At 58.9% G+C, this 21,074-nt stretch carries 20 protein-coding genes; 15 read left to right on the top strand and 5 right to left on the bottom strand.

The features are described 5' to 3' along the window. Window position 1 precedes the first annotated feature (1 nt). From nuoJ to nuoN, 5 genes are all read left to right on the top strand, one after another. Entirely contained in the window at window positions 2-556 is a 555-nt protein-coding gene (gene nuoJ, locus L383_RS12435; RefSeq protein ID WP_008500212.1) for an NADH-quinone oxidoreductase subunit J, read from the top strand. Further along, the gene (nuoK, locus tag L383_RS12440; RefSeq protein WP_003861496.1) at window positions 553-855 is read left to right on the top strand and encodes an NADH-quinone oxidoreductase subunit NuoK; all 303 of its coding nucleotides are present in this window, start codon (window positions 553-555) and stop codon (window positions 853-855) included. Before nuoJ ends, nuoK begins: the two co-directional genes overlap by 4 nt. Further along, window positions 852-2,693, top strand: coding sequence for an NADH-quinone oxidoreductase subunit L (gene nuoL / locus L383_RS12445; protein ID WP_023330965.1), 1,842 nt, complete (start codon window positions 852-854; stop codon window positions 2,691-2,693). Before nuoK ends, nuoL begins: the two co-directional genes overlap by 4 nt. Before the next feature lie 76 nt (window positions 2,694-2,769). Further along, a complete protein-coding gene (gene nuoM / locus L383_RS12450; protein ID WP_014884633.1) occupies window positions 2,770-4,299 on the top strand; it encodes an NADH-quinone oxidoreductase subunit M in 1,530 nt (509 codons plus the stop codon). A 6-nt stretch (window positions 4,300-4,305) separates the two neighbouring features. Beyond that, window positions 4,306-5,763: an NADH-quinone oxidoreductase subunit NuoN gene (gene nuoN / locus L383_RS12455; RefSeq protein ID WP_014884632.1), complete on the top strand. Its 1,458-nt coding sequence runs from the start codon at window positions 4,306-4,308 to the stop codon at window positions 5,761-5,763. A 92-nt stretch (window positions 5,764-5,855) separates the two neighbouring features. Here the strand turns inward: nuoN and L383_RS12460 are convergent, their stop codons facing one another. Beyond that, window positions 5,856-6,860, bottom strand: coding sequence for a chemotaxis protein (locus L383_RS12460; RefSeq protein WP_014884631.1), 1,005 nt, complete (start codon window positions 6,858-6,860; stop codon window positions 5,856-5,858). Between the two features lie 64 nt (window positions 6,861-6,924). After that, a complete protein-coding gene (gene rbn / locus L383_RS12465; RefSeq protein WP_023330964.1) occupies window positions 6,925-7,842 on the bottom strand; it encodes a ribonuclease BN in 918 nt (305 codons plus the stop codon). 71 nt (window positions 7,843-7,913) lie between these two features. Here rbn and L383_RS12470 point away from each other — a divergent pair, with 71 nt between their 5' ends. The 8 genes from L383_RS12470 to menE all read left to right on the top strand — a co-directional run bounded on the left by L383_RS12470 (window position 7,914) and on the right by menE (window position 15,825). Further along, the gene (locus L383_RS12470; protein ID WP_023330963.1) at window positions 7,914-8,375 is read left to right on the top strand and encodes a GNAT family N-acetyltransferase; all 462 of its coding nucleotides are present in this window, start codon (window positions 7,914-7,916) and stop codon (window positions 8,373-8,375) included. A 53-nt stretch (window positions 8,376-8,428) separates the two neighbouring features. Further along, a complete protein-coding gene (elaB, locus tag L383_RS12475) occupies window positions 8,429-8,734 on the top strand; it encodes a stress response protein ElaB (protein WP_008500219.1) in 306 nt (101 codons plus the stop codon). Between the two features lie 86 nt (window positions 8,735-8,820). Then, entirely contained in the window at window positions 8,821-10,116 is a 1,296-nt protein-coding gene (gene menF / locus L383_RS12480) for an isochorismate synthase MenF (protein WP_023330962.1), read from the top strand. Between the two features lie 88 nt (window positions 10,117-10,204). Beyond that, entirely contained in the window at window positions 10,205-11,875 is a 1,671-nt protein-coding gene (gene menD / locus L383_RS12485; protein WP_023330961.1) for a 2-succinyl-5-enolpyruvyl-6-hydroxy-3-cyclohexene-1-carboxylic-acid synthase, read from the top strand. Then, a complete protein-coding gene (gene menH / locus L383_RS12490) occupies window positions 11,872-12,648 on the top strand; it encodes a 2-succinyl-6-hydroxy-2,4-cyclohexadiene-1-carboxylate synthase (protein WP_023330960.1) in 777 nt (258 codons plus the stop codon). Before menD ends, menH begins: the two co-directional genes overlap by 4 nt. Continuing rightward, on the top strand, window positions 12,645-13,502 hold the full coding sequence (gene menB / locus L383_RS12495) for a 1,4-dihydroxy-2-naphthoyl-CoA synthase (RefSeq protein WP_013098093.1): 858 nt from the start codon (window positions 12,645-12,647) through the stop codon (window positions 13,500-13,502). The genes menH and menB overlap by 4 nt, the downstream gene beginning before the upstream one ends. Beyond that, entirely contained in the window at window positions 13,502-14,467 is a 966-nt protein-coding gene (gene menC / locus L383_RS12500) for an o-succinylbenzoate synthase (RefSeq protein WP_023330959.1), read from the top strand. Before menB ends, menC begins: the two co-directional genes overlap by 1 nt. Beyond that, the gene (gene menE, locus L383_RS12505) at window positions 14,464-15,825 is read left to right on the top strand and encodes an o-succinylbenzoate--CoA ligase (protein ID WP_023330958.1); all 1,362 of its coding nucleotides are present in this window, start codon (window positions 14,464-14,466) and stop codon (window positions 15,823-15,825) included. The genes menC and menE overlap by 4 nt, the downstream gene beginning before the upstream one ends. On the opposite strand, the gene L383_RS12510 is transcribed toward menE, so the two are convergent. From L383_RS12510 to L383_RS12520, 3 genes are read right to left on the bottom strand one after another with little or no spacing between them, the layout of a single operon-like run. Then, on the bottom strand, window positions 15,826-17,340 hold the full coding sequence (locus tag L383_RS12510; protein WP_014884623.1) for a tripartite tricarboxylate transporter permease: 1,515 nt from the start codon (window positions 17,338-17,340) through the stop codon (window positions 15,826-15,828). It lies immediately after the preceding gene. A gap of 11 nt (window positions 17,341-17,351) precedes the next feature. Next, entirely contained in the window at window positions 17,352-17,783 is a 432-nt protein-coding gene (locus L383_RS12515; protein WP_014884622.1) for a tripartite tricarboxylate transporter TctB family protein, read from the bottom strand. An 11-nt stretch (window positions 17,784-17,794) separates the two neighbouring features. Next, window positions 17,795-18,775: a Bug family tripartite tricarboxylate transporter substrate binding protein gene (locus tag L383_RS12520; RefSeq protein WP_023330957.1), complete on the bottom strand. Its 981-nt coding sequence runs from the start codon at window positions 18,773-18,775 to the stop codon at window positions 17,795-17,797. Window positions 18,776-18,916: 141 nt separating this feature from the next. Here L383_RS12520 and tctD point away from each other — a divergent pair, with 141 nt between their 5' ends. Next, complete coding sequence (tctD, locus tag L383_RS12525; RefSeq protein WP_014884620.1) at window positions 18,917-19,591, top strand: transcriptional regulator TctD; 675 nt, start codon at window positions 18,917-18,919, stop codon at window positions 19,589-19,591. Further along, on the top strand, window positions 19,578-20,987 hold the full coding sequence (locus L383_RS12530) for a sensor histidine kinase (protein ID WP_023330956.1): 1,410 nt from the start codon (window positions 19,578-19,580) through the stop codon (window positions 20,985-20,987). The genes tctD and L383_RS12530 overlap by 14 nt, the downstream gene beginning before the upstream one ends. Window positions 20,988-21,074: the final 87 nt, after the last annotated feature.

Here is a 21,074-nt window from a genome sequence, read left to right as displayed (position 1 = left end):
AATGGAATTCGCTTTTTATATCTGTGGCCTTATCGCCATCCTGGCTACGCTGCGAGTGATTACGCACACCAATCCGGTGCATGCGCTGCTGTACTTAATCATCTCGCTGCTGGCTATCTCCGGGGTGTTCTTCGCACTGGGCGCGCACTTCGCCGGTGCGCTGGAAATCATCGTCTACGCCGGGGCCATTATGGTGCTGTTCGTGTTCGTGGTGATGATGCTGAACCTGGGCGGCTCTGAAATTGAGCAGGAACGTCAGTGGTTAAAACCGCAGGTGTGGATTGGCCCGGCAATTTTGTCGGCCATCATGCTGGTGGTGATTGTTTACGCCATTCTGGGCGTGAACGATCAGGGCATCGACGGCACGCCGATCGGCGCTAAAGAGGTGGGTATCACGCTCTTTGGCCCATACGTTCTGGCGGTGGAACTGGCCTCTATGCTGCTGCTGGCAGGCCTGGTGGTTGCTTTCCACGTTGGTCGCGAAGAGCGTGCTGGCGAGGTGCTGAGCAACCGCACTGACGACCGCGCGAAAAGAAAAACGGAGGAGCGCGCATGATCCCCTTAACACATGGACTGATCCTCGCTGCGATTTTATTCGTTCTGGGTCTGACCGGTCTGGTTATCCGCCGCAATCTGCTGTTTATGCTGATCGGTCTGGAAATCATGATTAACGCCTCCGCGCTGGCCTTCGTGGTCGCCGGAAGCTACTGGGGCCAGACCGATGGTCAGGTGATGTACATTCTCGCCATCAGCCTCGCGGCTGCCGAAGCGAGTATTGGCCTGGCGCTGTTGCTGCAGCTCCATCGTCGCCGCCAGAATCTGAACATCGATTCAGTAAGTGAGTTGCGTGGATGAACATGCTTGCCTTAACCATTATTTTTCCGCTGATTGGCTTCGTGCTGCTGGCGTTTTCTCGCGGCCGCTGGTCTGAGAATCTGTCTGCATCCGTGGGCATTGGCTCAATCGGTCTGGCTGCGCTGGTCACAGCGTATGCGGGGATCGACTTCTTTAACAACGGACGTCAGCCTTTCAGCGTGCCGCTGTGGACCTGGATGTCGGTCGGTGATTTCAACATCGGCTTCAACCTGGTGCTGGATGGTCTGTCTCTGACCATGCTCTCCGTGGTCACCGGCGTTGGCTTCCTGATCCACATGTTCGCCTCCTGGTATATGCGCGGTGAAGAGGGTTACTCCCGCTTCTTCGCCTACACCAACCTGTTTATCGCCAGCATGGTGGTTCTGGTGCTGGCCGATAACCTGCTGCTGATGTATCTGGGCTGGGAAGGCGTGGGTCTGTGTTCTTACCTGCTGATTGGCTTCTACTACACCGATCCGAAGAATGGCGCAGCGGCCATGAAAGCGTTCGTCGTGACCCGCGTGGGTGACGTCTTCCTCGCTTTCGCGCTGTTCATTCTTTACAACGAACTGGGCACGCTGAACTTCCGCGAAATGGTTGAACTGGCGCCAGCGCACTTCGCTGCAGGCAACAACATGCTGTGGTGGGCAACGCTGATGCTGCTGGGTGGCGCTGTGGGTAAATCCGCACAGCTGCCGTTGCAGACATGGCTGGCCGACGCGATGGCGGGTCCAACCCCTGTCTCCGCGCTGATCCACGCCGCGACCATGGTCACCGCCGGTGTCTACCTGATTGCGCGTACCCATGGCCTGTTCCTGATGACCCCGGAAATTCTGCATCTGGTGGGTATCGTCGGTGCGGTCACGCTGGTGCTGGCAGGCTTTGCTGCGCTGGTACAGACCGACCTCAAACGCGTTCTCGCGTACTCCACCATGAGCCAGATTGGTTATATGTTCCTGGCGCTGGGCGTTCAGGCGTGGGACGCGGCCATTTTCCACCTGATGACGCACGCGTTCTTTAAAGCGCTGCTGTTCCTCTCATCCGGTTCGGTGATTCTGGCCTGCCACCACGAGCAGAACATCTTCAAGATGGGCGGACTGCGTAAGTCCATTCCGCTGGTGTATGTCTGCTTCCTGGTGGGCGGCGCGGCGCTGGCGGCACTGCCGCTGATCACCGCGGGCTTCTTCAGTAAGGACGAAATCCTTGCGGGTGCCATGGCGAATGGTCATATCAATCTGATGGTTGCTGGTCTGGTCGGTGCATTCATGACCTCCCTGTATACCTTCCGTATGATTTTCATCGTATTCCACGGTAAAGAACAAATTCACGCTCACGCAGGGAAGGGGATTACCCACCACCTGCCGCTGATTGTGCTGCTGGTACTGTCCACCTTCGTTGGCGCAATGATTGTGCCGCCGCTGCAGGGCGTACTGCCAGACACCACCGAGCTTGAGCACGGTCGCGTTCTGACGCTTGAAATCACCTCCGGTGTAGTCGCTATTGCGGGCATCCTGATTGCGGCATGGCTGTGGCTGGGCAAACGCACGCTGGTGACCGCCGTTGCCAACAGCGCGCCTGGCCGTCTGCTGGGCACCTGGTGGTACAACGCGTGGGGCTTCGACTGGCTGTACGACATGATCTTCGTTAAGCCGTTCCTGGGCATTGCGTGGCTGCTGAAGCGCGACCCACTGAACAGCCTGATGAATATCCCGGCGATCCTCTCCCGCTTTGCAGGTAAAGGCCTGCTGTACAGCGAGAACGGTTACCTGCGCTGGTATGTGGCGTCCATGAGCATCGGTGCGGTTGTCGTGCTGGCGCTGCTGATGGTGTTGCGTTGATCGTTAAGTGAATTTTATTCGAATTCGTTGAAAATCAGGCCCCTGCTGGGGGCCTTAAAAAGGAATGTAAATCGCCATGTTACTACCCTGGCTAATATTAATTCCCTTCATCGGCGGCTTCCTGTGCTGGCAGACTGAACGCTTTGGCGTGAAGATGCCGCGCTGGATCGCGCTGATCACCATGGGATTGACGCTCGCGCTTGGCCTGCAACTGTGGTTGCAGGGCGGTTACTCACTGACCCAGTCTGCGGGCATCCCGCAGTGGCAGTCTGAGTTCATCCTGCCCTGGATCCCACGTTTCGGTATCACCATCCACCTGGCGATTGACGGTCTGTCGCTGCTGATGGTGGTGCTGACCGGTCTGCTCGGTGTTCTGGCGGTACTCTGCTCCTGGCGAGAAATCGAAAAATACCAGGGCTTTTTCCACCTGAACCTGATGTGGATCCTGGGCGGCGTGATCGGCGTGTTCCTTGCCATCGACATGTTCCTGTTCTTCTTCTTCTGGGAGATGATGCTGGTGCCGATGTACTTCCTGATCGCGCTTTGGGGCCACAAGGCTTCCGACGGTAAAACGCGTATCACGGCGGCGACCAAGTTCTTCATCTACACCCAGGCGAGCGGTCTGGTGATGTTGATTGCCATTCTGGCGCTGGTGTTTGTTCACCATAACGCAACGGGCATCTGGACCTTCAACTACGAAGATCTGCTGAAAACCCCGATGTCACACGGCGTTGAATACCTGCTGATGCTGGGCTTCTTCATCGCATTCGCGGTGAAAATGCCGGTGGTTCCGCTGCACGGCTGGCTGCCAGACGCGCACTCTCAGGCACCCACGGCGGGTTCCGTTGACCTGGCGGGCATCTTGCTGAAAACCGCGGCCTACGGTCTGCTGCGTTTCGCGCTGCCGCTGTTCCCGAATGCGTCCGCTGAGTTTGCCCCGATTGCCATGTGGCTCGGTGTGATCGGTATCTTCTACGGTGCCTGGATGGCCTTCACGCAGTACGACATCAAGCGTCTGATTGCCTACACCTCCGTTTCCCACATGGGCTTCGTGCTGATTGCCATCTACACCGGCAGCCAGCTGGCGTACCAGGGCGCGGTGATCCAGATGATTGCGCACGGTCTGTCCGCTGCCGGCCTCTTCATCCTGTGTGGTCAGCTGTACGAACGTCTGCACACGCGTGACATGCGCATGATGGGCGGTCTGTGGAGCAAAATTAAATGGCTGCCAGCGCTCTCCATGTTCTTCGCGGTTGCCACCCTGGGGATGCCAGGCACCGGTAACTTCGTCGGCGAATTTATGATTCTGTTCGGCAGCTTCAAAGTGGTGCCGGTGATCACCGTGATCTCCACCTTTGGTCTGGTGTTCGCTTCCGTCTACTCGCTGGCGATGCTGCACCGCGCTTACTTCGGTAAAGCGAAGAGCGAAATTGCTGCACAAGAACTGCCGGGGATGTCGCTGCGTGAGCTGTTCATCATCCTGCTGCTGGTCGTACTGCTGGTGCTGCTGGGCTTCTTCCCTCAGCCGATTCTGGATACCTCGCACAGTGCGATGGGCAACATCCAGCAGTGGTTTGTTAATTCTGCTTCTACTACAAGGCCGTAAATCGCCATGACAATAACTCCACAACAACTGATTGCGCTGCTACCGCTGCTGATCGTCGGATTGACGGTGGTGGTTGTGATGCTCTCCATTGCGTGGCGACGCAATCACTTCCTGAATGCCACGCTGTCGGTCATCGGCCTGAACGCCGCGTTAGTCTCTCTCTGGTTTGTTGGCCAGGGCGGTGCGATGGACGTCACGCCGCTGATGCGCGTTGACGGCTATGCCATGCTCTACACCGGTCTGGTGCTGCTGGCGAGCCTGGCGACCTGTACCTTTGCGTACCCATGGCTCGAGGGCTACAACGACAACAAAGAAGAGTTTTATCTGCTGGTTCTGATTGCCGCGCTGGGCGGCATTCTGCTGGCGAATGCTAACCATCTGGCCGCGCTGTTCCTCGGTATTGAGCTGATCTCTCTGCCGCTGTTCGGTCTGATTGGTTACGCCTTCCGTCAAAAGCGCTCTCTGGAAGCAAGCATCAAGTACACCATCCTGTCTGCTGCTGCGTCCTCGTTCCTGCTGTTTGGTATTGCGCTGCTGTACGCACAGTCCGGTAACCTCTCTTTCATGGCGCTCGGCAAGAGCCTCGGCGACGGCATGCTCCACGAGCCGCTGCTGCTGGCGGGTCTGGGCATGATGATTGTAGGCCTTGGCTTTAAACTCTCACTGGTTCCGTTCCACCTGTGGACACCAGACGTATACCAGGGCGCGCCTGCGCCGGTGTCGACCTTCCTGGCGACAGCGAGCAAAATCGCTATCTTCGGTGTGGTCATGCGTCTGTTCCTGTACGCGCCGGTGGGTGACAGTGAAGCGGTTCGCGTGGTGCTGGGCATCATCGCGTTCGTCTCCATCATCTTCGGTAACCTGATGGCGCTGAGCCAGACCAACATCAAGCGTCTGCTGGGCTACTCGTCCATCTCTCATCTGGGCTACCTGATGGTGGCGCTGATTGCGCTGCAGAGCGGTGAAATGTCGATGGAAGCCGTGGGCGTGTATCTGGCCGGTTACCTGTTCAGCAGCCTCGGCGCCTTCGGCGTGGTGAGCCTGATGTCCAGCCCATACCGTGGCCCGGATGCCGACTCACTGTTCTCTTACCGTGGTCTGTTCTGGCACCGTCCGATCCTGTCCGCGGTGATGACCGTGATGATGCTCTCTCTGGCGGGTATCCCGATGACGCTGGGCTTTATCGGTAAATTCTACGTGCTGGCCGTCGGTGTGCAGGCACACCTGTGGTGGCTGACTGCCGGTGTGGTTATCGGTTCCGCGATTGGTCTCTATTACTACCTGCGCGTTGCCGTGAGCCTCTACCTGAGCGCGCCTCAGCAGCTCAACCGCGATGCGCCATCTAACTGGCAGTACAGCGCCGGTGGTATCGTAGTGCTTATCTCAGCCCTGCTGGTGCTGATCTTCGGTATCTATCCGCAGCCGCTGATTGATATCGTGCAGCGAGCGATGCCGTTGATGTAAAAACAAAAACCCGCCTCGGCGGGTTTTTTTTATGGTTTTCTCCCTCTCCCTGTGGGAGAGGGCCGGGGTGAGGGCACCAGCCCGCACCAGACCTAAGCAAGCTGCTTGCGGCTAATCAACGGCCCATCAATCTTTTTCATCGAGCGATCCAGCACCTCTTCAATCACCGACGACAGCTCGTTCAGCTCAAACTTCGCCACGTACCCGTCCGCCTTCACCTTGCGAATATGGTCTTCGTTGGCGTTGCCGGAAAGGGAAGAGTGGATCACCACCGGAATATCCTTCAGTACCGGGTCGGTTTTAATTTTGCGCGTCAGCGTAAAACCGTCCATCTCCGGCATTTCGAGGTCGGTCAGCACCAGGGCAATCTTATCGGTGATCGGCACACCTTCGGCCTGCGCCTGAGCGGCCAGCAGGCTAATTTTTTCCCACGCATCTTTACCGGTGATATGTAGCTGCGCCGGGATCTCCATCGCCTGCAAACCTTTCTCCAGCATCGAGCGCGCCACTTTGGAATCTTCCGCCACAATCGCCACAGAACCCGGCTTGATGTTGAATTTAGTGGTCTTCAGATTCGTGGCGTGCAGGTCGTGGTTCGCCGGGGTGATGTCATACAGGATCTGCTCAACGTCCAACACCATCGCCAGTTCGTTGGTATCGGCCTTCTCGTCCAGGCAGGCAATACTGGTGATGTAGCGCCCGCTGACGGCAGTTTCCGCCGCGTGCACCTGCTTCCAGTCCAGACGCATGATGTTCTCAACCGACTCCACGGCAAACGCCTGCACGCTGCGGGCATATTCGGTAATCAGCAGGATGTTCAGCCCGGTGGTGGGTTTACAGCCCGCCACGGCGGCCAGATCGATCACCGGGATCACCTGATCGCGAATATTCACCATCCCCATCAGCGGAGACTTCATGCCGGCAGGTTTCGTGAACTCCGGCATCGGTACAATTTCGCGCAGCTTGAAAACGTTAATACCAAACAGCTCGGATTTGTTGTCGTTCAGAGAGGTGCCAAGACGGAACAGCAACAGTTCAAAACGGTTCGACAGGGTCAGATTCGCCCTGTCATCAATATCTTTCTGGAAATTATCCATTCTACCCTCGAGAGAAATGCTGGCCTTTTAATCGTTATCGGCATCCTGAGGGAAAAATGAAGGGCTAAACGCTGACCTTAGCGAAATCTTCGGCCAGCTCACATTCCGGGAACAGCGCCCGACACTCTGCCAGCAGGCTTTCGCACCCCCGCGCGTCGTAACGCGAGCTGACATGGGTGATAATGAGCCTGCCGACAGCCGCGTCACGGGCAAGCAGCGCCGCCTGACGCGTTGAGCTATGGCCCCGACTGTTGGCTTTCTCTTCCATCGCCGTCTCCAGCGTGGCTTCATGCACCATCACGTCCACGCCCTGAGCAAGCTGAACGGCGGCAGGGCACGGTGCCGTGTCGCCAAAAATGGCCAGTTTTTTGCCCGGCTGCGGTGCGGCGAGATAATCCTGGCCGTTGATGATGCGCCCGTCCTCCAGCGTAACGTGCTGTCCGTGCTTCAGGCGCTGGAACAGTGGTCCAGGCTTTACGCCATCGGCGATGAGCGCGGCGGCATCCAGTGCGCCGGGTTTGTCGTGTTCCTCAATGCGGTAGCCATAGCACTCCACCGGATGATTAAGCGGTCGGGCGGTGACCTGATAATTCCCATCGTCGAAAACCAGGCCTTCGGTAATCTCAACGACCTCAAGCGGATAGTCGGTCCAGGAGCCGCTGAGGCGTAGCGTGGTTTCAACAAATTCCCGGATTCCCACAGGCCCATAAATCGTCAGCGGGTTGGCATTACCGGCCATTGAGCGGCTGCAAAGCAAACCGGGAAGGCCAAAAAGATGGTCGCCATGCAGGTGAGTGATGAAAATTTTATCCAGCTTGCCGGGGTGATAAGCGGTATGTAAAAGCTGATGTTGTGTCCCTTCACCACAGTCAAACAGCCATAGCCCGCCACGGGTGGGATGTTTAAGATCCAGCAGTATCGCGGTCACATTTCGTGATCGGGTTGGCACGCCAGCAGACGTCCCCAGAAATATCAGTTCCATAATGCAATCAGCCCTTTGCCGAACGGGGAGGGGTTTAGTATAACGTGATGAACCCCAGGAAGGAGAAAGAGATGATCCAGTGGCAAGATTTACACCATAGTGAGCTCACCGTTCAGTCGCTCTACGCGTTGCTCAGACTGCGCTGCGAAGTGTTTGTGGTTGAACAAACCTGTCCGTATCAGGATATCGACGGTGATGATCTCACAGGGGAAAACCGTCATATCCTCGGCTGGAAGGATAACGAGCTGGTGGCGTATGCGAGGATTCTGAAAAGCGAGGACGATTTTGAGCCCGTCGTGATAGGTCGCGTCATTGTCAGCAACAAAGCACGGGGCGAAAAACTCGGCTATCAGCTGATGGAAAAAACGCTGGATGCGTGCCGGAAACAGTGGCCGGACAAGGCGTTATACCTGGGCGCGCAGGCGCACCTGCAACCCTTCTACGGCCATTTTGGTTTTACGCCGGTTACCGACGTTTATGACGAAGATGGTATCCCGCACATCGGCATGGCACGGGAAGTGAAACAGGCGTAATGGCACGTCGTTGTCTATAGTTAGCGGACTGGTGTACTAACATGGAGAAAAATATGTCATTTCAATCCTGGGATACCCGTATCGACGACGACCTGGCTTTGCTGAGCGAAACGCTGGAAGAGGTGTTACGTTCCTCGGGCGACCCTGCCGATCAGAAATATATTGAGTTAAAAGCCCGTGCTGAACAGGCGCTGCATGAAGTGAAAAACCGCGTCAGCCATGCGTCTGATACTTACTACTACCGTGCCAAAAAAGCGGTTTATCGTGCCGATGACTATGTCCATGAAAAACCGTGGCAGGGCATTGGGGTGGGTGCTGCCGTAGGGCTGGTGCTGGGTCTGCTGCTGGCCCGTCGTTAAGCCGCTTAACCACTCCCTATACGTGGGTACTGCTATTTATGTTTAGTACCCCGTATAATATGCGGTTTTAACAGGGAGAGGTTCGCGTGAATTCGATTTTCCTTGCGCTGGAGCAACTGCATACCCAGCTTTCGCAAGCGTTACCCGCCACACCCGGCCTGCGTCATTTCGACGTCTCTTTCCCGTTAAACGACGCCTTCGATCCTCTCGCCTGGCTTGGCGAGCAGCAGTGCTATCCGCAATTTTACTGGCAGCAGCGTAACGGTGATGAAGAGCTGGCTGCGCTGGGGGCGGTCACCCAATTTTCCTCTCTGGCGCTGGCCTCACAGTTTTTGCGTGCAGAACATGCGCCAAAAGAGACGCGCATCTGCGGCCTCAACGCATTCAGCCCGGAGCATGGCAGTCTTTTTCTGCCGCGCCTGCTCTGGCGACGTACCGCTGGCAACGCCACTCTCCGCCTGCAGCTGTGGAGCGATAGCTCGCTTCAGGACGACGCGCGCACTGCCCTGGAGTTACTCCAGCAACTCCGTCCAGCCAGAGCCATTCGTCCGCTGTCTGTCCAGGTTGAGCGCGAAACGCATCTGCCGCAAAAACCGGAATGGTTGACCCTGATCGGCAAGGCGACGGAGACTATCGCGCGCGGCGATTTCGAAAAGGTCGTGCTTGCCCGGGCCACCGATCTGCAGTGTAAACAGCGGGTTAATCCTGTCGCACTGATGGCCGCCAGCCGCGCCCTGAATCTCAACTGCTATCATTTCTGCATGGTATTCGACGCCCGCAACGCGTTCCTCGGCTCCACGCCCGAGCGCCTCTGGCGGCGACGTGGCAAGCTGCTGCGCACCGAAGCGCTGGCGGGCACCGTCGCCAGCCATACGGATGATAAACAGGCGCAGCGCCTGGGCGAGTGGTTGCTGAATGATGATAAAAACCAGCGTGAAAATATGCTGGTCGTGGAAGATATCTGTCAGCGTCTTCAGCACCATACGCAGACGCTTGAGGTATTGCCTGCTCAGGTCGTCCGGCTGCGTAAAGTCCAGCATTTACGACGCTGTATCTGGACGGAGCTAAAACAGGCCGATGACGAATTGTGTCTGCATGTGCTCCAGCCGACAGCCGCCGTTGCCGGGCTTCCGCGACAGCCCGCGCGTGCGTTTATCCACAACGTTGAGCCTTTCAACCGCGAATGGTACGCCGGTTCGGCCGGGTATTTATCGCCCGATCAAAGCGAGTTCTGTGTGGCGTTGCGCTCGGCGCGCGTCCAGGATGACGCCCTGCGGCTCTACGCCGGGGCGGGCATCGTCAGCGGATCTGACCCGGAGCAGGAGTGGCAGGAGATCGAAAACAAAGCTGCTGGCTTGCGCTCTCTGCTCCTTAGGGATTAATACTGATTCGCGCAATCCCGATTCATATCAAAATTCCAATTTTTTCTATTATTTATACTGTGTCGCATTCTTGATACCGGACAATCTCATGTCAGTAAGTTCTTTTAACCGACGCTGGGCGGCGGTGATCCTTGAAGCCCTGACGCGCCATGGCGTCAGGCACGTGTGTATTGCACCGGGTTCTCGCTCAACGCCGCTGACGCTGGCGGCCGCCGAAAATCGGGCATTGATTCATCACACCCATTTTGATGAGCGTGGCCTTGGGCATCTGGCGCTTGGGCTGGCAAAGGTCAGCAAAGAACCTGTGGCGGTGATTGTCACCTCCGGTACCGCCGTGGCGAACCTCTACCCGGCCCTGATTGAAGCCGGGCTAACCGGTGAAAAGCTGATCCTGCTGACGGCCGACCGTCCTCCTGAGCTTATCGACTGCGGAGCGAATCAGGCCATTCGTCAGCCGGGACTCTTTTCTTCGCATCCTTCGCAGACGGTTTCGCTGCCGCGTCCTACCCAGGATATTCCGGCAAGCTGGCTGGTCTCCACCGTCGATCACGCCATGGAGACATTGCGCAGCGGGGCGTTGCACATTAACTGTCCATTTGCCGAGCCGCTGTATGGCGAACTGGACGATACCGGCCTTGACTGGCAGCGCTCCCTCGGTAACTGGTGGCAGAGTGAAAAACCGTGGCTGCGCGGGCAAACGCATCTTGAGAGCGCGAAACAGCGCGACTGGTTCTTCTGGCGCCAAAAACGCGGCGTGGTTATTGCCGGGCGCATGAGCGCCGCCGAAGGCCGGCGGGTCGCCGAATGGGCGCAAACACTCGGCTGGCCGCTGATTGGCGACGTGCTTTCCCAGACCGGTCAGCCGCTGCCGTGCGCCGATCTCTGGCTCGGGAATGCGAAGGCGGTCACTGAGCTTTCACAGGCGCAGATTGTGGTCCAGATCGGCGCCAGCCTGACCGGGAAACGCCTGCTGCAGTGGCAGGCGACCTGCACGCCGGAAGAGTACTGGCTGGTCGACCCGCTGGAAGGGCGGCTTGACCCGGCGCACCATCGCGGCCGCCGTCTGGTGAGCAACATTGAGAGCTGGCTGGAACTGCATCCGGCGGAAAAACGTCGACCCTGGGCGGTGGCAATCCCCGAATTATCTCGTCAGGCGTGGGAAATCACCAAAGCGCACTGTGAGACATTCAGCGAAGCCGGTCTGGCGCACCGTATTCGTCAGTATCTGCCTGAACAGGGCCAGCTGTTTGTCGGTAACAGCCTGGTGGTGCGTCTGATTGACGCCTTTTCGAAGCTGCCTGCGGGCTACCCGGTTTACAGCAACCGCGGTGCCAGCGGCATCGATGGGCTGATCTCGACGGCGGCGGGCGTGCAGCGCGCCAGCGCGAAATCGACGCTGGCGATCGTGGGCGATCTCTCCGCGCTTTACGATCTCAACGCGCTGGCGCTGCTGCGTCAGGCTTCCGCACCGTTTGTGCTGATCGTCGTGAACAACAACGGCGGGCAGATTTTCTCTCTGTTGCCAACGCCCCAGAGCGAGCGTGAGCGCTTCTATCTGATGCCGCAGAACGTGCAGTTTGAACATGCTGCGGCAATGTTCAGCCTGAAATACCACCGCCCGGAGAGCTGGGAACAGCTGGAAGCCGCGCTAAGCTGCGCCTGGAAGCAACCGGGCGCGACGCTGATTGAGCTGGTCGTGAACGATGCCGACGGTGCACAGAGCCTGCAAAGCCTGCTGGCACAGGTGAGCCAGCTGTGATCCTCGCAGGCGTGCAGCAGACCGGAGAACCCGGCTATCCCTGGCTGGTCTTTTTGCACGGTTTTTCCGGAGACTGCCGCGAGTGGCAGGTTGTCGGGGAGACGCTGAGCGAGTATCCCCGGCTCTATCTTGACCTGCCGGGGCACGGTGAATCCCGGAATATTACCGTGACGGGGTTCGAGGAGATGAGCGATTTGTTGACCCGGACTCTTCTTAGTTACAACATACTGAATTTCTGGCTGGTGGGGTACTCCCTCGGCGGCCGCATTGCGATGTTTCACGCCTGCCAGCAGCCGAAGGGGCTGTTGGGCGTGATGGTTGAGGGCGGACATCCGGGCCTGCAGAACGCCGACGATCGCCATGCGCGGCGGGTATCCGACCACCGCTGGGCGACACGTTTTCGCACCGAACCGCTGGATAAGGTCTTTGCTGACTGGTACCAGCAGCCGGTGTTTGCCTCTCTCCCGGACGCTGAGCGGAAGGCGCTTATTACCCTGCGCAGCCAAAACAACGGCATAACGCTGGCGAAAATGCTTGAAGCGACCTCGCTGGCCGGGCAGCCGGATTTACGTCCCGCGCTCAGCACCCGCTATTTCTCTTTTGATTACCTCTATGGCGAACGTGATAAAAAGTTCGCGGCCCTTGCCGCCGAACTGCACGCCGTTCGCCATGAAATTCCAAACGCCGGACACAACGCCCACCGGGAAAACCCCGCTGCGGTCGCCGCGAGTCTGGCTCAGATACTGCGTCTTCGAACAAAGGACACTCTATGATCTATCCTGATGAAAACATGCTTTACGCGCCGGTCGAATGGCAAGACTGCTCCGAAGGCTACACCGACATTCGTTACCACAAATCCGCTGACGGCATCGCCAAAATCACCATCAACCGTCCGCAGGTGCGTAACGCCTTCCGTCCGCTGACCGTCAAGGAGATGATCCAGGCCCTGGCGGATGCTCGCTATGACGATAACATCGGCGTGATTGTCCTGACCGGCGAAGGTGAGAAAGCCTTCTGCTCCGGTGGCGATCAGAAAGTGCGCGGTGACTACGGCGGATACCAGGACGATGCGGGTACGCATCACCTGAACGTGCTCGATTTCCAGCGCCAGATCCGCACCTGCCCGAAACCGGTGGTGGCGATGGTGGCGGGTTACTCCATCGGCGGCGGTCATGTGCTGCACATGATGTGTGACCTGACCATTGCCGCCGAGAACGCCATCTTCGGCCAGACCGGTCCGAAAGTGGGCTCTTTCGACGGCGGCTGGGGCGCTTCATACATGGCGCGCATCGTCGGGCAGAAAAAAGCGCGTGAAATCTGGTTCCTGTGCCGTCAGTACAACGCCCAGGAAGCGCTGGATATGGGCCTGGTGAATACCGTGGTACCGATTGCCGATCTCGAAAAAGAGACCGTCCGCTGGTGCCGTGAAATGCTGCAAAACAGCCCAATGGCGCTGCGCTGCCTGAAGGCGGCACTCAACGCTGACTGTGACGGTCAGGCGGGCCTGCAGGAGCTGGCGGGCAACGCCACCATGCTGTTCTACATGACCGAAGAGGGTCAGGAAGGACGCAACGCGTTTAACGAAAAACGCCAGCCTGATTTCAGCAAATACAAACGGAACCCGTAATGTGTCGCGCGCAGGTTTACCGCTGGCAGATACCGATGGACGCGGGCGTGGTGCTGCGTGAACGGCGGTTAAAAACCCGTGATGGCTTCTTTGTGCATCTCCAGCAGGGTGAGCGAGAAGGCTGGGGCGAGATTTCGCCGCTGCCGGGCTTTAGCCTGGAATCGCTCGATGATGCACAGGCTGCGCTGCTGGCGTGGGCAGGTGCGTGGCGCGAGGGCGCGAACCCGGCGTTGCCGGACGTGCCTTCTGCGGCCTTTGGTATCAGCTGTGCGCTGGCAGAACTGGAGGGCAGCCTGCCGGAAGAGGGCAATTACCGCGCGGCACCGCTGTGCACGGGCGACCCGGACGAGCTCTTTGCGTTGCTCTCCACCATGCCGGGCGAGAAAGTGGCGAAAATTAAGGTCGGTCTCTACGAAGCGGTGCGCGACGGAATGGTTGCCAACCTGCTGCTGGAAGCGATTCCCGATTTGCACCTGCGTCTTGACGCAAACCGCGCCTGGACGCCGCTTAAGGCGCAGCAGTTTGCGAAATACGTCAACCCGGCGTACCGCAGCCGCATCGCCTTCCTGGAAGAGCCGTGCAAAACCCGCGACGATTCGCGCGCGTTTGCTCGTGAAACGGGGATTGCTATCGCCTGGGATGAAAGCCTGCGCGAAGACGATTTTGAATTTATTGCCGAGCCCGGCGTCAGCGCAGTGGTGATTAAACCGACGTTAACCGGCAGCCTGGCGAAGGTCCGCGAGCAGGTTGCCGCGGCGCATGCGCTGGGTCTGACGGCGGTGATCAGTTCGTCGATTGAGTCCAGCCTTGGGCTGACCCAGCTGGCACGTATTGCCGCCTGGTTAACGCCTGACGCTGTCCCCGGCCTCGATACGCTGAACCTGATGCAGGCTCAGCTTCTCCGCCAGTGGCCGGACAGCGCGCTGCCGTGCCTCAGCGTTGAGGCGCTGGAGCCGCTGCTATGAGTTTTACCGACTGGCCATGGCGGCACTGGTGTGCGCAGTTTGCCGATAAACCTGCTCTCAGGCTGAACGACGACGCGCTGAGCTGGCAACAGCTGTGCACGCGTATCGATCGCCTTGCCGCGGGCTTTCATCAGCAGGGGGTGGAGGAGGGTGACGGTGTTCTGCTGCTGGCCTATAACCACCCGCAAACGCTGATGGCATGGCTGGCGCTGCTCCAGTGCGGCGCGCGTATTCTTCCAGTGAATCCACAGCTGCCGCGTCCGCTGCTGGACGTGCTGCTCCCCCAGATGACCCTGCGCTTTGCGCTGGTGCTGGACGGCAGCTACGACGCTCTTCCTGCCCTGAGCATGCGTGAGCCAGCCGATGCATACCGCGTTGCATGGCAACCGGCGCGGCTGGCCTCGATGACGCTCACCTCCGGCTCGACCGGGCTACCGAAGGCGGCGGTGCATACCTGTGCCGCCCACCTTGCCAGCGCACGCGGCGTGTTGTCGCTGATGCCCTATGGGGACAACGACGACTGGCTCCTTTCGCTGCCGCTGTTTCACGTTTCCGGTCAGGGAATTTTATGGCGCTGGCTGGTGGCCGGGGCACGCTTAACGGTGCGCGAGAAACAACCTCTGGAACAGGCGTTACGCGGCTGCACCCACGCCTCGCTGGTGCCGACCCAGCTCTGGCGTCTGCTTAATCGTCACAAGCCTGTTGCACTGAAAGCGGTGCTGTTGGGCGGGGCTGCAATCCCCGTTGATTTAACACAGCAGGCGCGCGAACAGGGTATTCACTCCTTCTGCGGTTACGGCCTGACCGAGTTTGCCTCTACCGTCTGTGCGAAAGAGGCAGACGGCGAGCCGGACGTAGGGTATGCGCTGCCGGGCAGAGAGGTGCAGGTCGTTGACGGTGAAGTCTGGATCAGGGCTGAAAGTATGGCTTCCGGCTACTGGCGGGACGGTGCGCTGATGCCGTTGACCAATGCGCAGGGATGGTTCGCCACCCGCGACCGTGGGGAATGGCATAACGGGCGACTGACGATTTTAGGCCGCATAGACAATCTCTTTTTCAGCGGAGGAGAGGGGATCCAGCCGGAATCGCTGGAACGTGTTATCGCCGCACACCCGCAGATTAACCAGGTGTTTATCGTCCCGCTGGACGATGCCGAGTTTGGACAACGTCCGGTGGCGGTGGTGGAGTGCGAGCCGGGAACGGATATCGCGCAATTTCCTGACTGGATCCAGGGCAGACTGGCGCGCTTTGAGCAGCCGGTCCACTGGCTGGTACTGCCGGCTGAGCTAAAAAATGGCGGGATTAAGATCTCCCGCCAGACGTTAAAACAGTGGGTGAATGCCCAGCTGTCGGCGTAATTAGCCGATATCCGGCTCCGGTTTGCGCTGACGACGGCGCAGAAGGCGTAATACCGGCGGCACCACAATCACCATGATTGCCAGCGCTAACAGGACCTTCGCGACGCTGCTGTCCCACAGGATCGACATATTGCCGTTACTGATGGACAGCGCGCGGCGCAGGTTCTGCTCCAGCATCTCGCCAAGCACGAACCCCAGAATCAGCGGTGACATCGGGAAGTGCATCTTACGGAGTATGTATCCCAGCACGCCCAGGACCACCATCAGCACCAGGTCAAACGTGGTGCTGTGCACCGCGTACACCCCTACAGCAGAGACGGCGGCAATCGCCGGGACCAGGAACCACAGGGGAATGGTCAACATGCGGGTGAACAGCCCAATCAGCGGGATATTCATCACCAGCAGCATCACGTTAGCGATCAGCAGGGCGGCAATCAGCCCCCAGACAATATCCGGCTGCTCGGTAAACATTGCCGGTCCCGGCGTGATGTTGTAGAGCGTCAGGGCGCCCATCATCACCGCCGTGGTGCCGGAGCCCGGTACGCCAAGGGTCAGCATCGGGATAAACGAGCCACAGGCCGAGGCGTTATTGGCCGCCTCAGGCGCCGCCACGCCGCGAATATCGCCTTTACCAAAGCTGTCGCTGTTGCCGCTGAGCTTTTTCTCGGTCATGTAGGTAATGGCGCTGGCGATGGTGGCCCCGGCGCCCGGCAGGATGCCGACAAAGAAGCCAATTACCGATGAGCGCAGCGTGGTGCCGATGCACTGCGCGCCCTCTTTAGCGCTAAAGAGCATCCGGCCGGTTTTGCGCACCAGCGTCTGCCCGCTGCTGGTATGTTCCAGCATCAGTAAGATTTCAGAGACAGAGAACAGACCAATCACGACCACGATAAACTGCACGCCGTCGGACAGGTGAACGCTGTCGAAGGTAAAGCGATAGACCCCGGTGTTGGCATCCACGCCGACGGTGGCTAACCCTAAGCCAATCAGCGCGGACAAAAACGACTTGAGCGGATTTTGCGCCATCATGCTGCCGAGGCAGGCAATGGCAAACACCATCAGGGCAAAATATTCTGCCGGACCAAACGCCAGCGACCACTGGGCCAGCGCAGGCGCAAACAGAATGATGCCGCCAATGGCAACCAGCGAGCCAAAGAACGAACTGACCGCTGAAATGGAGAGCGCCACGCCCCCGCGACCCTGTCGCGCCATCGGATAGCCATCCAGCGCGGTCATGATCGCCGCCGCATCTCCCGGCACGTTAAGCAGGATCGACGAGATGCGCCCGCCATATTCACAGCCGATATAGACCGTTGCCAGCAGGATCAGCGCCGATTCCGCAGGCAGATGCAGGGCAAAGGCCAGCGGAAGTAAAATTGCTACCCCGTTGATCGGCCCAAGACCCGGCAGCAGGCCGACAATCGTGCCCACGAAACAGCCGATCAGGGCGATCACCAGGTTTTCCGGGGTCATCGCCACGGCGAACCCCTGTGAGAGGTAAATCCAGGTATCCATAGCGTGCTCCGTTAATTAAGCCAGGCGCCGAGCGGTAACGTCACGTCCAGCAGGCGGTCAAAGGCGTACCACAGTAAAATCCCCATCACCACGCCTGAGATCCCTGCCGCGGGAAGGGTGGCGTTAAACAGCATGCCGATCACCATCGTCAGGATGGCGGTCGCCACCGGGAAGCCGAGCCATTCAAAGCCCCAGGCGTACATCAGCAGGACAATGACCATCACCAGCAGACGCTGCAGAATGCGACGCGGTGGCCACTCGACGGTGTCCGGGTGGCGCAACAGCAGCGCCACCGAGCAGAGCAGCATCAGGCCGACGATGCCCATCGGGAAGGGGCGTGGCCCTACGGGTTCATAGCTGTATTCGCTGTGGATCTGCCAGGCGACAAACATCCCGCCAACGCAGAGCAGCAGCCATATCCCGGCAAAAATACGATCGCTCATAGCGCCTCCGGTTATTTCGCCAGGCCAAAGGCTTTCGCCTGCTCGCGGTAGTCATTCACCTGTTTTTTGACGTACTCATCCAGTGGCTTACCGGTCAGGTTAAATTCAAACAGCCCGCGCAAATCGCGCTGTTTCTTAAACGCTTCGGTCTGCTGGAGTGTGTTGAACGCGTTGACCCACCACTGGTACTCGGCATCGGTCACTTTTGGCCCGACGAAGAACCCGCGGATGATCGGCCAGACCAGGTTGTAACCCTGCTCTTTGGCGGTCGGCACGTTAGCCAGCTGTCCCGGCAGACGGTTTTCCGAGAAGACCGCCAGCACGCGGATTTTGTCCCCGTTCAGGTAGGGCACCATCTCGCTGAGATCGCCGGAAACGGCCTGAACGTGGTTGCCCATCAGTGCCGTAACCGGCTCGCCGCCGCCTTCAAAGGCCACGTAGCGCATTTTGTGTGGGTCAACCTTCGCCTGTTGCGCGAGAAGGGCGGCTTTCATCCAGTCCTGGCTACCGATCGACGCGCCTGCGCCAATCACCACGCTGTTCGGATCTTTTTCCATGGCGGTGAGCAGGTCTTTCAGGGACTTCCACGGTGAGTCGGCACGCACGGCAATCATCCCGTAGTCGGTACCGACGGTCGCCAGCCAGCGCACGTCATCCACGCCATAACGGCCAAACTTGCCCTGAGACAGGTTCAGCAGTGAACCACCGGAGAAGGCCACCACCGTCCCCGCTTCCGCAGGTCGTTGTGCGACGATGGCGTTATAGGCCACCGCGCCCACGCCGCCGGGCATGTAGGTCACGCGCATCGGTTTCTCGATGGCCTTCGTCTCCAGCATGCTGACCTGAATCAATTTGCAGGTGAGATCGAAACCGCCACCCGGTTTGGCCGGGGCGATACATTCGGTACGGGACGGGGCGTCCTGCGCCTGAACGACAGAGGTACTCAACAGGAATGCGCTTGCAGCAAGGGTAGAAAGTAAGTGTTTTTTCATCGTTTATCCTCACGCCGGGGTACGGGTATGGGTCTTTTTTCTGATTATGTGAACCGCCTTGTAGCGGTTCCGTTGCGTGATTGTTAAAACAATAACCTTTCATTTCCCTTTCAATGGGGAACCAACTTTACAGGATGTGACATGCGTCTCTTACTCGCAGAAGATAATCGTGAGCTGGCTCACTGGCTGGAGAAAGCACTGGTGCAGGAGGGCTTCGCCGTGGATTGCGTGTCTGACGGGCGTGCCGCCGACCATCTGCTGCAGGGAGAACATTACGCGGTTGCTATTCTGGACATCGGCATGCCCGGTTTTGACGGCCTGGAAGTGGTCCATCGCCTCAGAAAACGGGGGCAGACGCTGCCCGTCCTGTTCCTGACTGCGCGCAGCAACGTGGCGGACCGGGTAAAGGGCCTGAACGCCGGGGCGGATGATTATCTGCCAAAACCGTTTGAGCTGGAGGAGCTTGACGCCCGGCTGCGTGCCCTGTTGCGAAGAAGCGAGGGGCGCACGCAGGAACGTCAGCGTCTTGGGGAGCTGGAGTATGACGACGAGGGCTTTTTCCTGCTCCGCGATGAACCGCTTTCCCTGACGCCGCGCGAGCTCTCTCTGCTGAAAGTGCTGATGCACCGCCGCACCCGTCCGGTTTCGCGGCAGCAGCTTTTTGACCAGGTGTTCAGCCTGAACGACGACGTCAGCCCTGAAAGTATCGATCTTTATATTCACCGCCTGCGAAAGAAGCTCACCGGCAGCGGCGTGCGGATCACCACGTTACGGGGGCTGGGATACGTGCTGGAGTGCGGCGATGAGAGGGTTTAAGCCGCAGTCGCTCTATCTGCAACTGCTGCTTTTCCTTGGCCTGCCGCTGCTGTTGCTGTGGGGATTGTCAGCCTTTAACAGCTACGTCAGCGCGTTGCAGGCGGCCACGCAGGCTTACGACCGCACGCTGTTATCCTCTGCCCGCACCATCTCGGAACGGCTGGAGGTGCGCGACGGCAAGCTGGCGGTGGACGTGCCCTGGGTGGTGCTTGATAGCTTTGAGCTCAACATGAACGACCGGCTCTATTACAAGGTGGTCGACCCCGACGGGCGGGTGATCTCCGGCTATGACGATCTACCGAAGATGCCGCCTGCAACATCGCGTACCACGCTCTACCCCGCGCTGGCGTGGTTTTACCATACCGAATATCGCGGGCAGGCGATTCGGGTGGCGCGTCTGCTGCAGCCCGTGAATCAAGATTCTATTTTTGGCATGGCGGAAATTTACGTTGCGGAGACGCTCCAGTCCCGCCGCTATCTCGCCAGCCAGTTGCTCTTTTCATCCTGGGTTTCGCAGGGGCTGCTGGTGCTGCTGACGCTGGTGCTAACCGCCTGGATGCTGCGCCGCGTGTTGCGCCCGATGCGCCAGCTCTCCTCGCTGATGGTGCGGCGCGAGCCGGGCCTGCTGGCACCGCTGCCGGAGCTGTTGCCCTGGTCCGAGACCCGGCTGCTGATTGTGGCTTTTAACCGCTATATCGACCGTCTGCGCGGCGTGCTTTCGCGTCAGGAACGTTTCAACGCGGATGCATCGCACCAGCTCAAAACGCCGCTGGCGGTGCTGAAAACACAGGTGTCTGTCGCGCTTACTCGCCAGGATCCCGCTTTGTGGCAGGAGAGTCTGCGGGCAATGAACGCCACGCTGGATGAGACTATCGTACTCACCGAGCGGCTGTTGCAGCTTTCGGCGGTGAAGGGGAGAGAGCAGGGCGATCGTCAGTTCTCGCCTGTGGATCTGGTTCAGGTGGTGCAGAACTGCTGCTTCTCCCGACTGGCGCAGGCGCGGAGCAAAGGGATCGATCTGGGTTACGACGGTGTGGAGCAGCCGGTCATGATCGAAGGCGATGACGTCCTGCTGGGCGAACTGTGCGCTAACCTGCTGGAGAACGCGATTAAATATACCCCAGCAGGCGGGACCGTGACCGTTTTCCTGCGCGCGGAGGCCGGTGCCGTTGAGCTGCGCGTTGAAGACAGCGGCCCCGGCATTGAAGAGGATCAAATTCACCAGGCAATGCTCCCTTTCCACCGCCTGGACAACGTCGGGGACGCTGCCGGTTCCGGGATCGGGCTGGCACTGGCGGGTGATATTGCCCGGCTGCACCGCAGCCATTTGCAACTCAACCGCAGTGAATCCCTGGGTGGCCTGTGTGTCAAAATGCGCTTTCTGTTGCTTGCATAAAAAAGCCGCAAGTTTCAAATCGTTACAATCTTCCCCCCCGCCGCACGCAGAGTGCTTGATCCCCGGGAGACTCAGGTTAAAATCTCG

The organism is Enterobacter sp. MGH 37, from assembly GCF_000534515.1.
GTDB classification, from domain to species: Bacteria; Pseudomonadota; Gammaproteobacteria; order Enterobacterales; family Enterobacteriaceae; genus Enterobacter; species Enterobacter kobei.
The sequence above is the reverse complement of the archived record's forward strand: the minus strand, read 5'-3'. Positions and strand labels throughout refer to the sequence as shown.

What these genes read in the sequence shown, in the direction of transcription:
- nuoJ (WP_008500212.1), top strand. Translation starts at nt 2, where the DNA reads ATGGAATTCGCTTTTTATATCTGTGGCCTTATCGCCATCCTGGCTACG.
- nuoK (WP_003861496.1), top strand. Translation starts at nt 553, where the DNA reads ATGATCCCCTTAACACATGGACTGATCCTCGCTGCGATTTTATTCGTT.
- nuoL (WP_023330965.1), top strand. Translation starts at nt 852, where the DNA reads ATGAACATGCTTGCCTTAACCATTATTTTTCCGCTGATTGGCTTCGTG.
- nuoM (WP_014884633.1), top strand. Translation starts at nt 2,770, where the DNA reads ATGTTACTACCCTGGCTAATATTAATTCCCTTCATCGGCGGCTTCCTG.
- nuoN (WP_014884632.1), top strand. Translation starts at nt 4,306, where the DNA reads ATGACAATAACTCCACAACAACTGATTGCGCTGCTACCGCTGCTGATC.
- L383_RS12460 (WP_014884631.1), bottom strand. Translation starts at nt 6,860, where the DNA reads ATGGATAATTTCCAGAAAGATATTGATGACAGGGCGAATCTGACCCTG.
- rbn (WP_023330964.1), bottom strand. Translation starts at nt 7,842, where the DNA reads ATGGAACTGATATTTCTGGGGACGTCTGCTGGCGTGCCAACCCGATCA.
- L383_RS12470 (WP_023330963.1), top strand. Translation starts at nt 7,914, where the DNA reads ATGATCCAGTGGCAAGATTTACACCATAGTGAGCTCACCGTTCAGTCG.
- elaB (WP_008500219.1), top strand. Translation starts at nt 8,429, where the DNA reads ATGTCATTTCAATCCTGGGATACCCGTATCGACGACGACCTGGCTTTG.
- menD (WP_023330961.1), top strand. Translation starts at nt 10,205, where the DNA reads ATGTCAGTAAGTTCTTTTAACCGACGCTGGGCGGCGGTGATCCTTGAA.
- menB (WP_013098093.1), top strand. Translation starts at nt 12,645, where the DNA reads ATGATCTATCCTGATGAAAACATGCTTTACGCGCCGGTCGAATGGCAA.
- menC (WP_023330959.1), top strand. Translation starts at nt 13,502, where the DNA reads ATGTGTCGCGCGCAGGTTTACCGCTGGCAGATACCGATGGACGCGGGC.
- menE (WP_023330958.1), top strand. Translation starts at nt 14,464, where the DNA reads ATGAGTTTTACCGACTGGCCATGGCGGCACTGGTGTGCGCAGTTTGCC.
- L383_RS12510 (WP_014884623.1), bottom strand. Translation starts at nt 17,340, where the DNA reads ATGGATACCTGGATTTACCTCTCACAGGGGTTCGCCGTGGCGATGACC.
- L383_RS12515 (WP_014884622.1), bottom strand. Translation starts at nt 17,783, where the DNA reads ATGAGCGATCGTATTTTTGCCGGGATATGGCTGCTGCTCTGCGTTGGC.
- L383_RS12520 (WP_023330957.1), bottom strand. Translation starts at nt 18,775, where the DNA reads ATGAAAAAACACTTACTTTCTACCCTTGCTGCAAGCGCATTCCTGTTG.
- tctD (WP_014884620.1), top strand. Translation starts at nt 18,917, where the DNA reads ATGCGTCTCTTACTCGCAGAAGATAATCGTGAGCTGGCTCACTGGCTG.
- L383_RS12530 (WP_023330956.1), top strand. Translation starts at nt 19,578, where the DNA reads ATGAGAGGGTTTAAGCCGCAGTCGCTCTATCTGCAACTGCTGCTTTTC.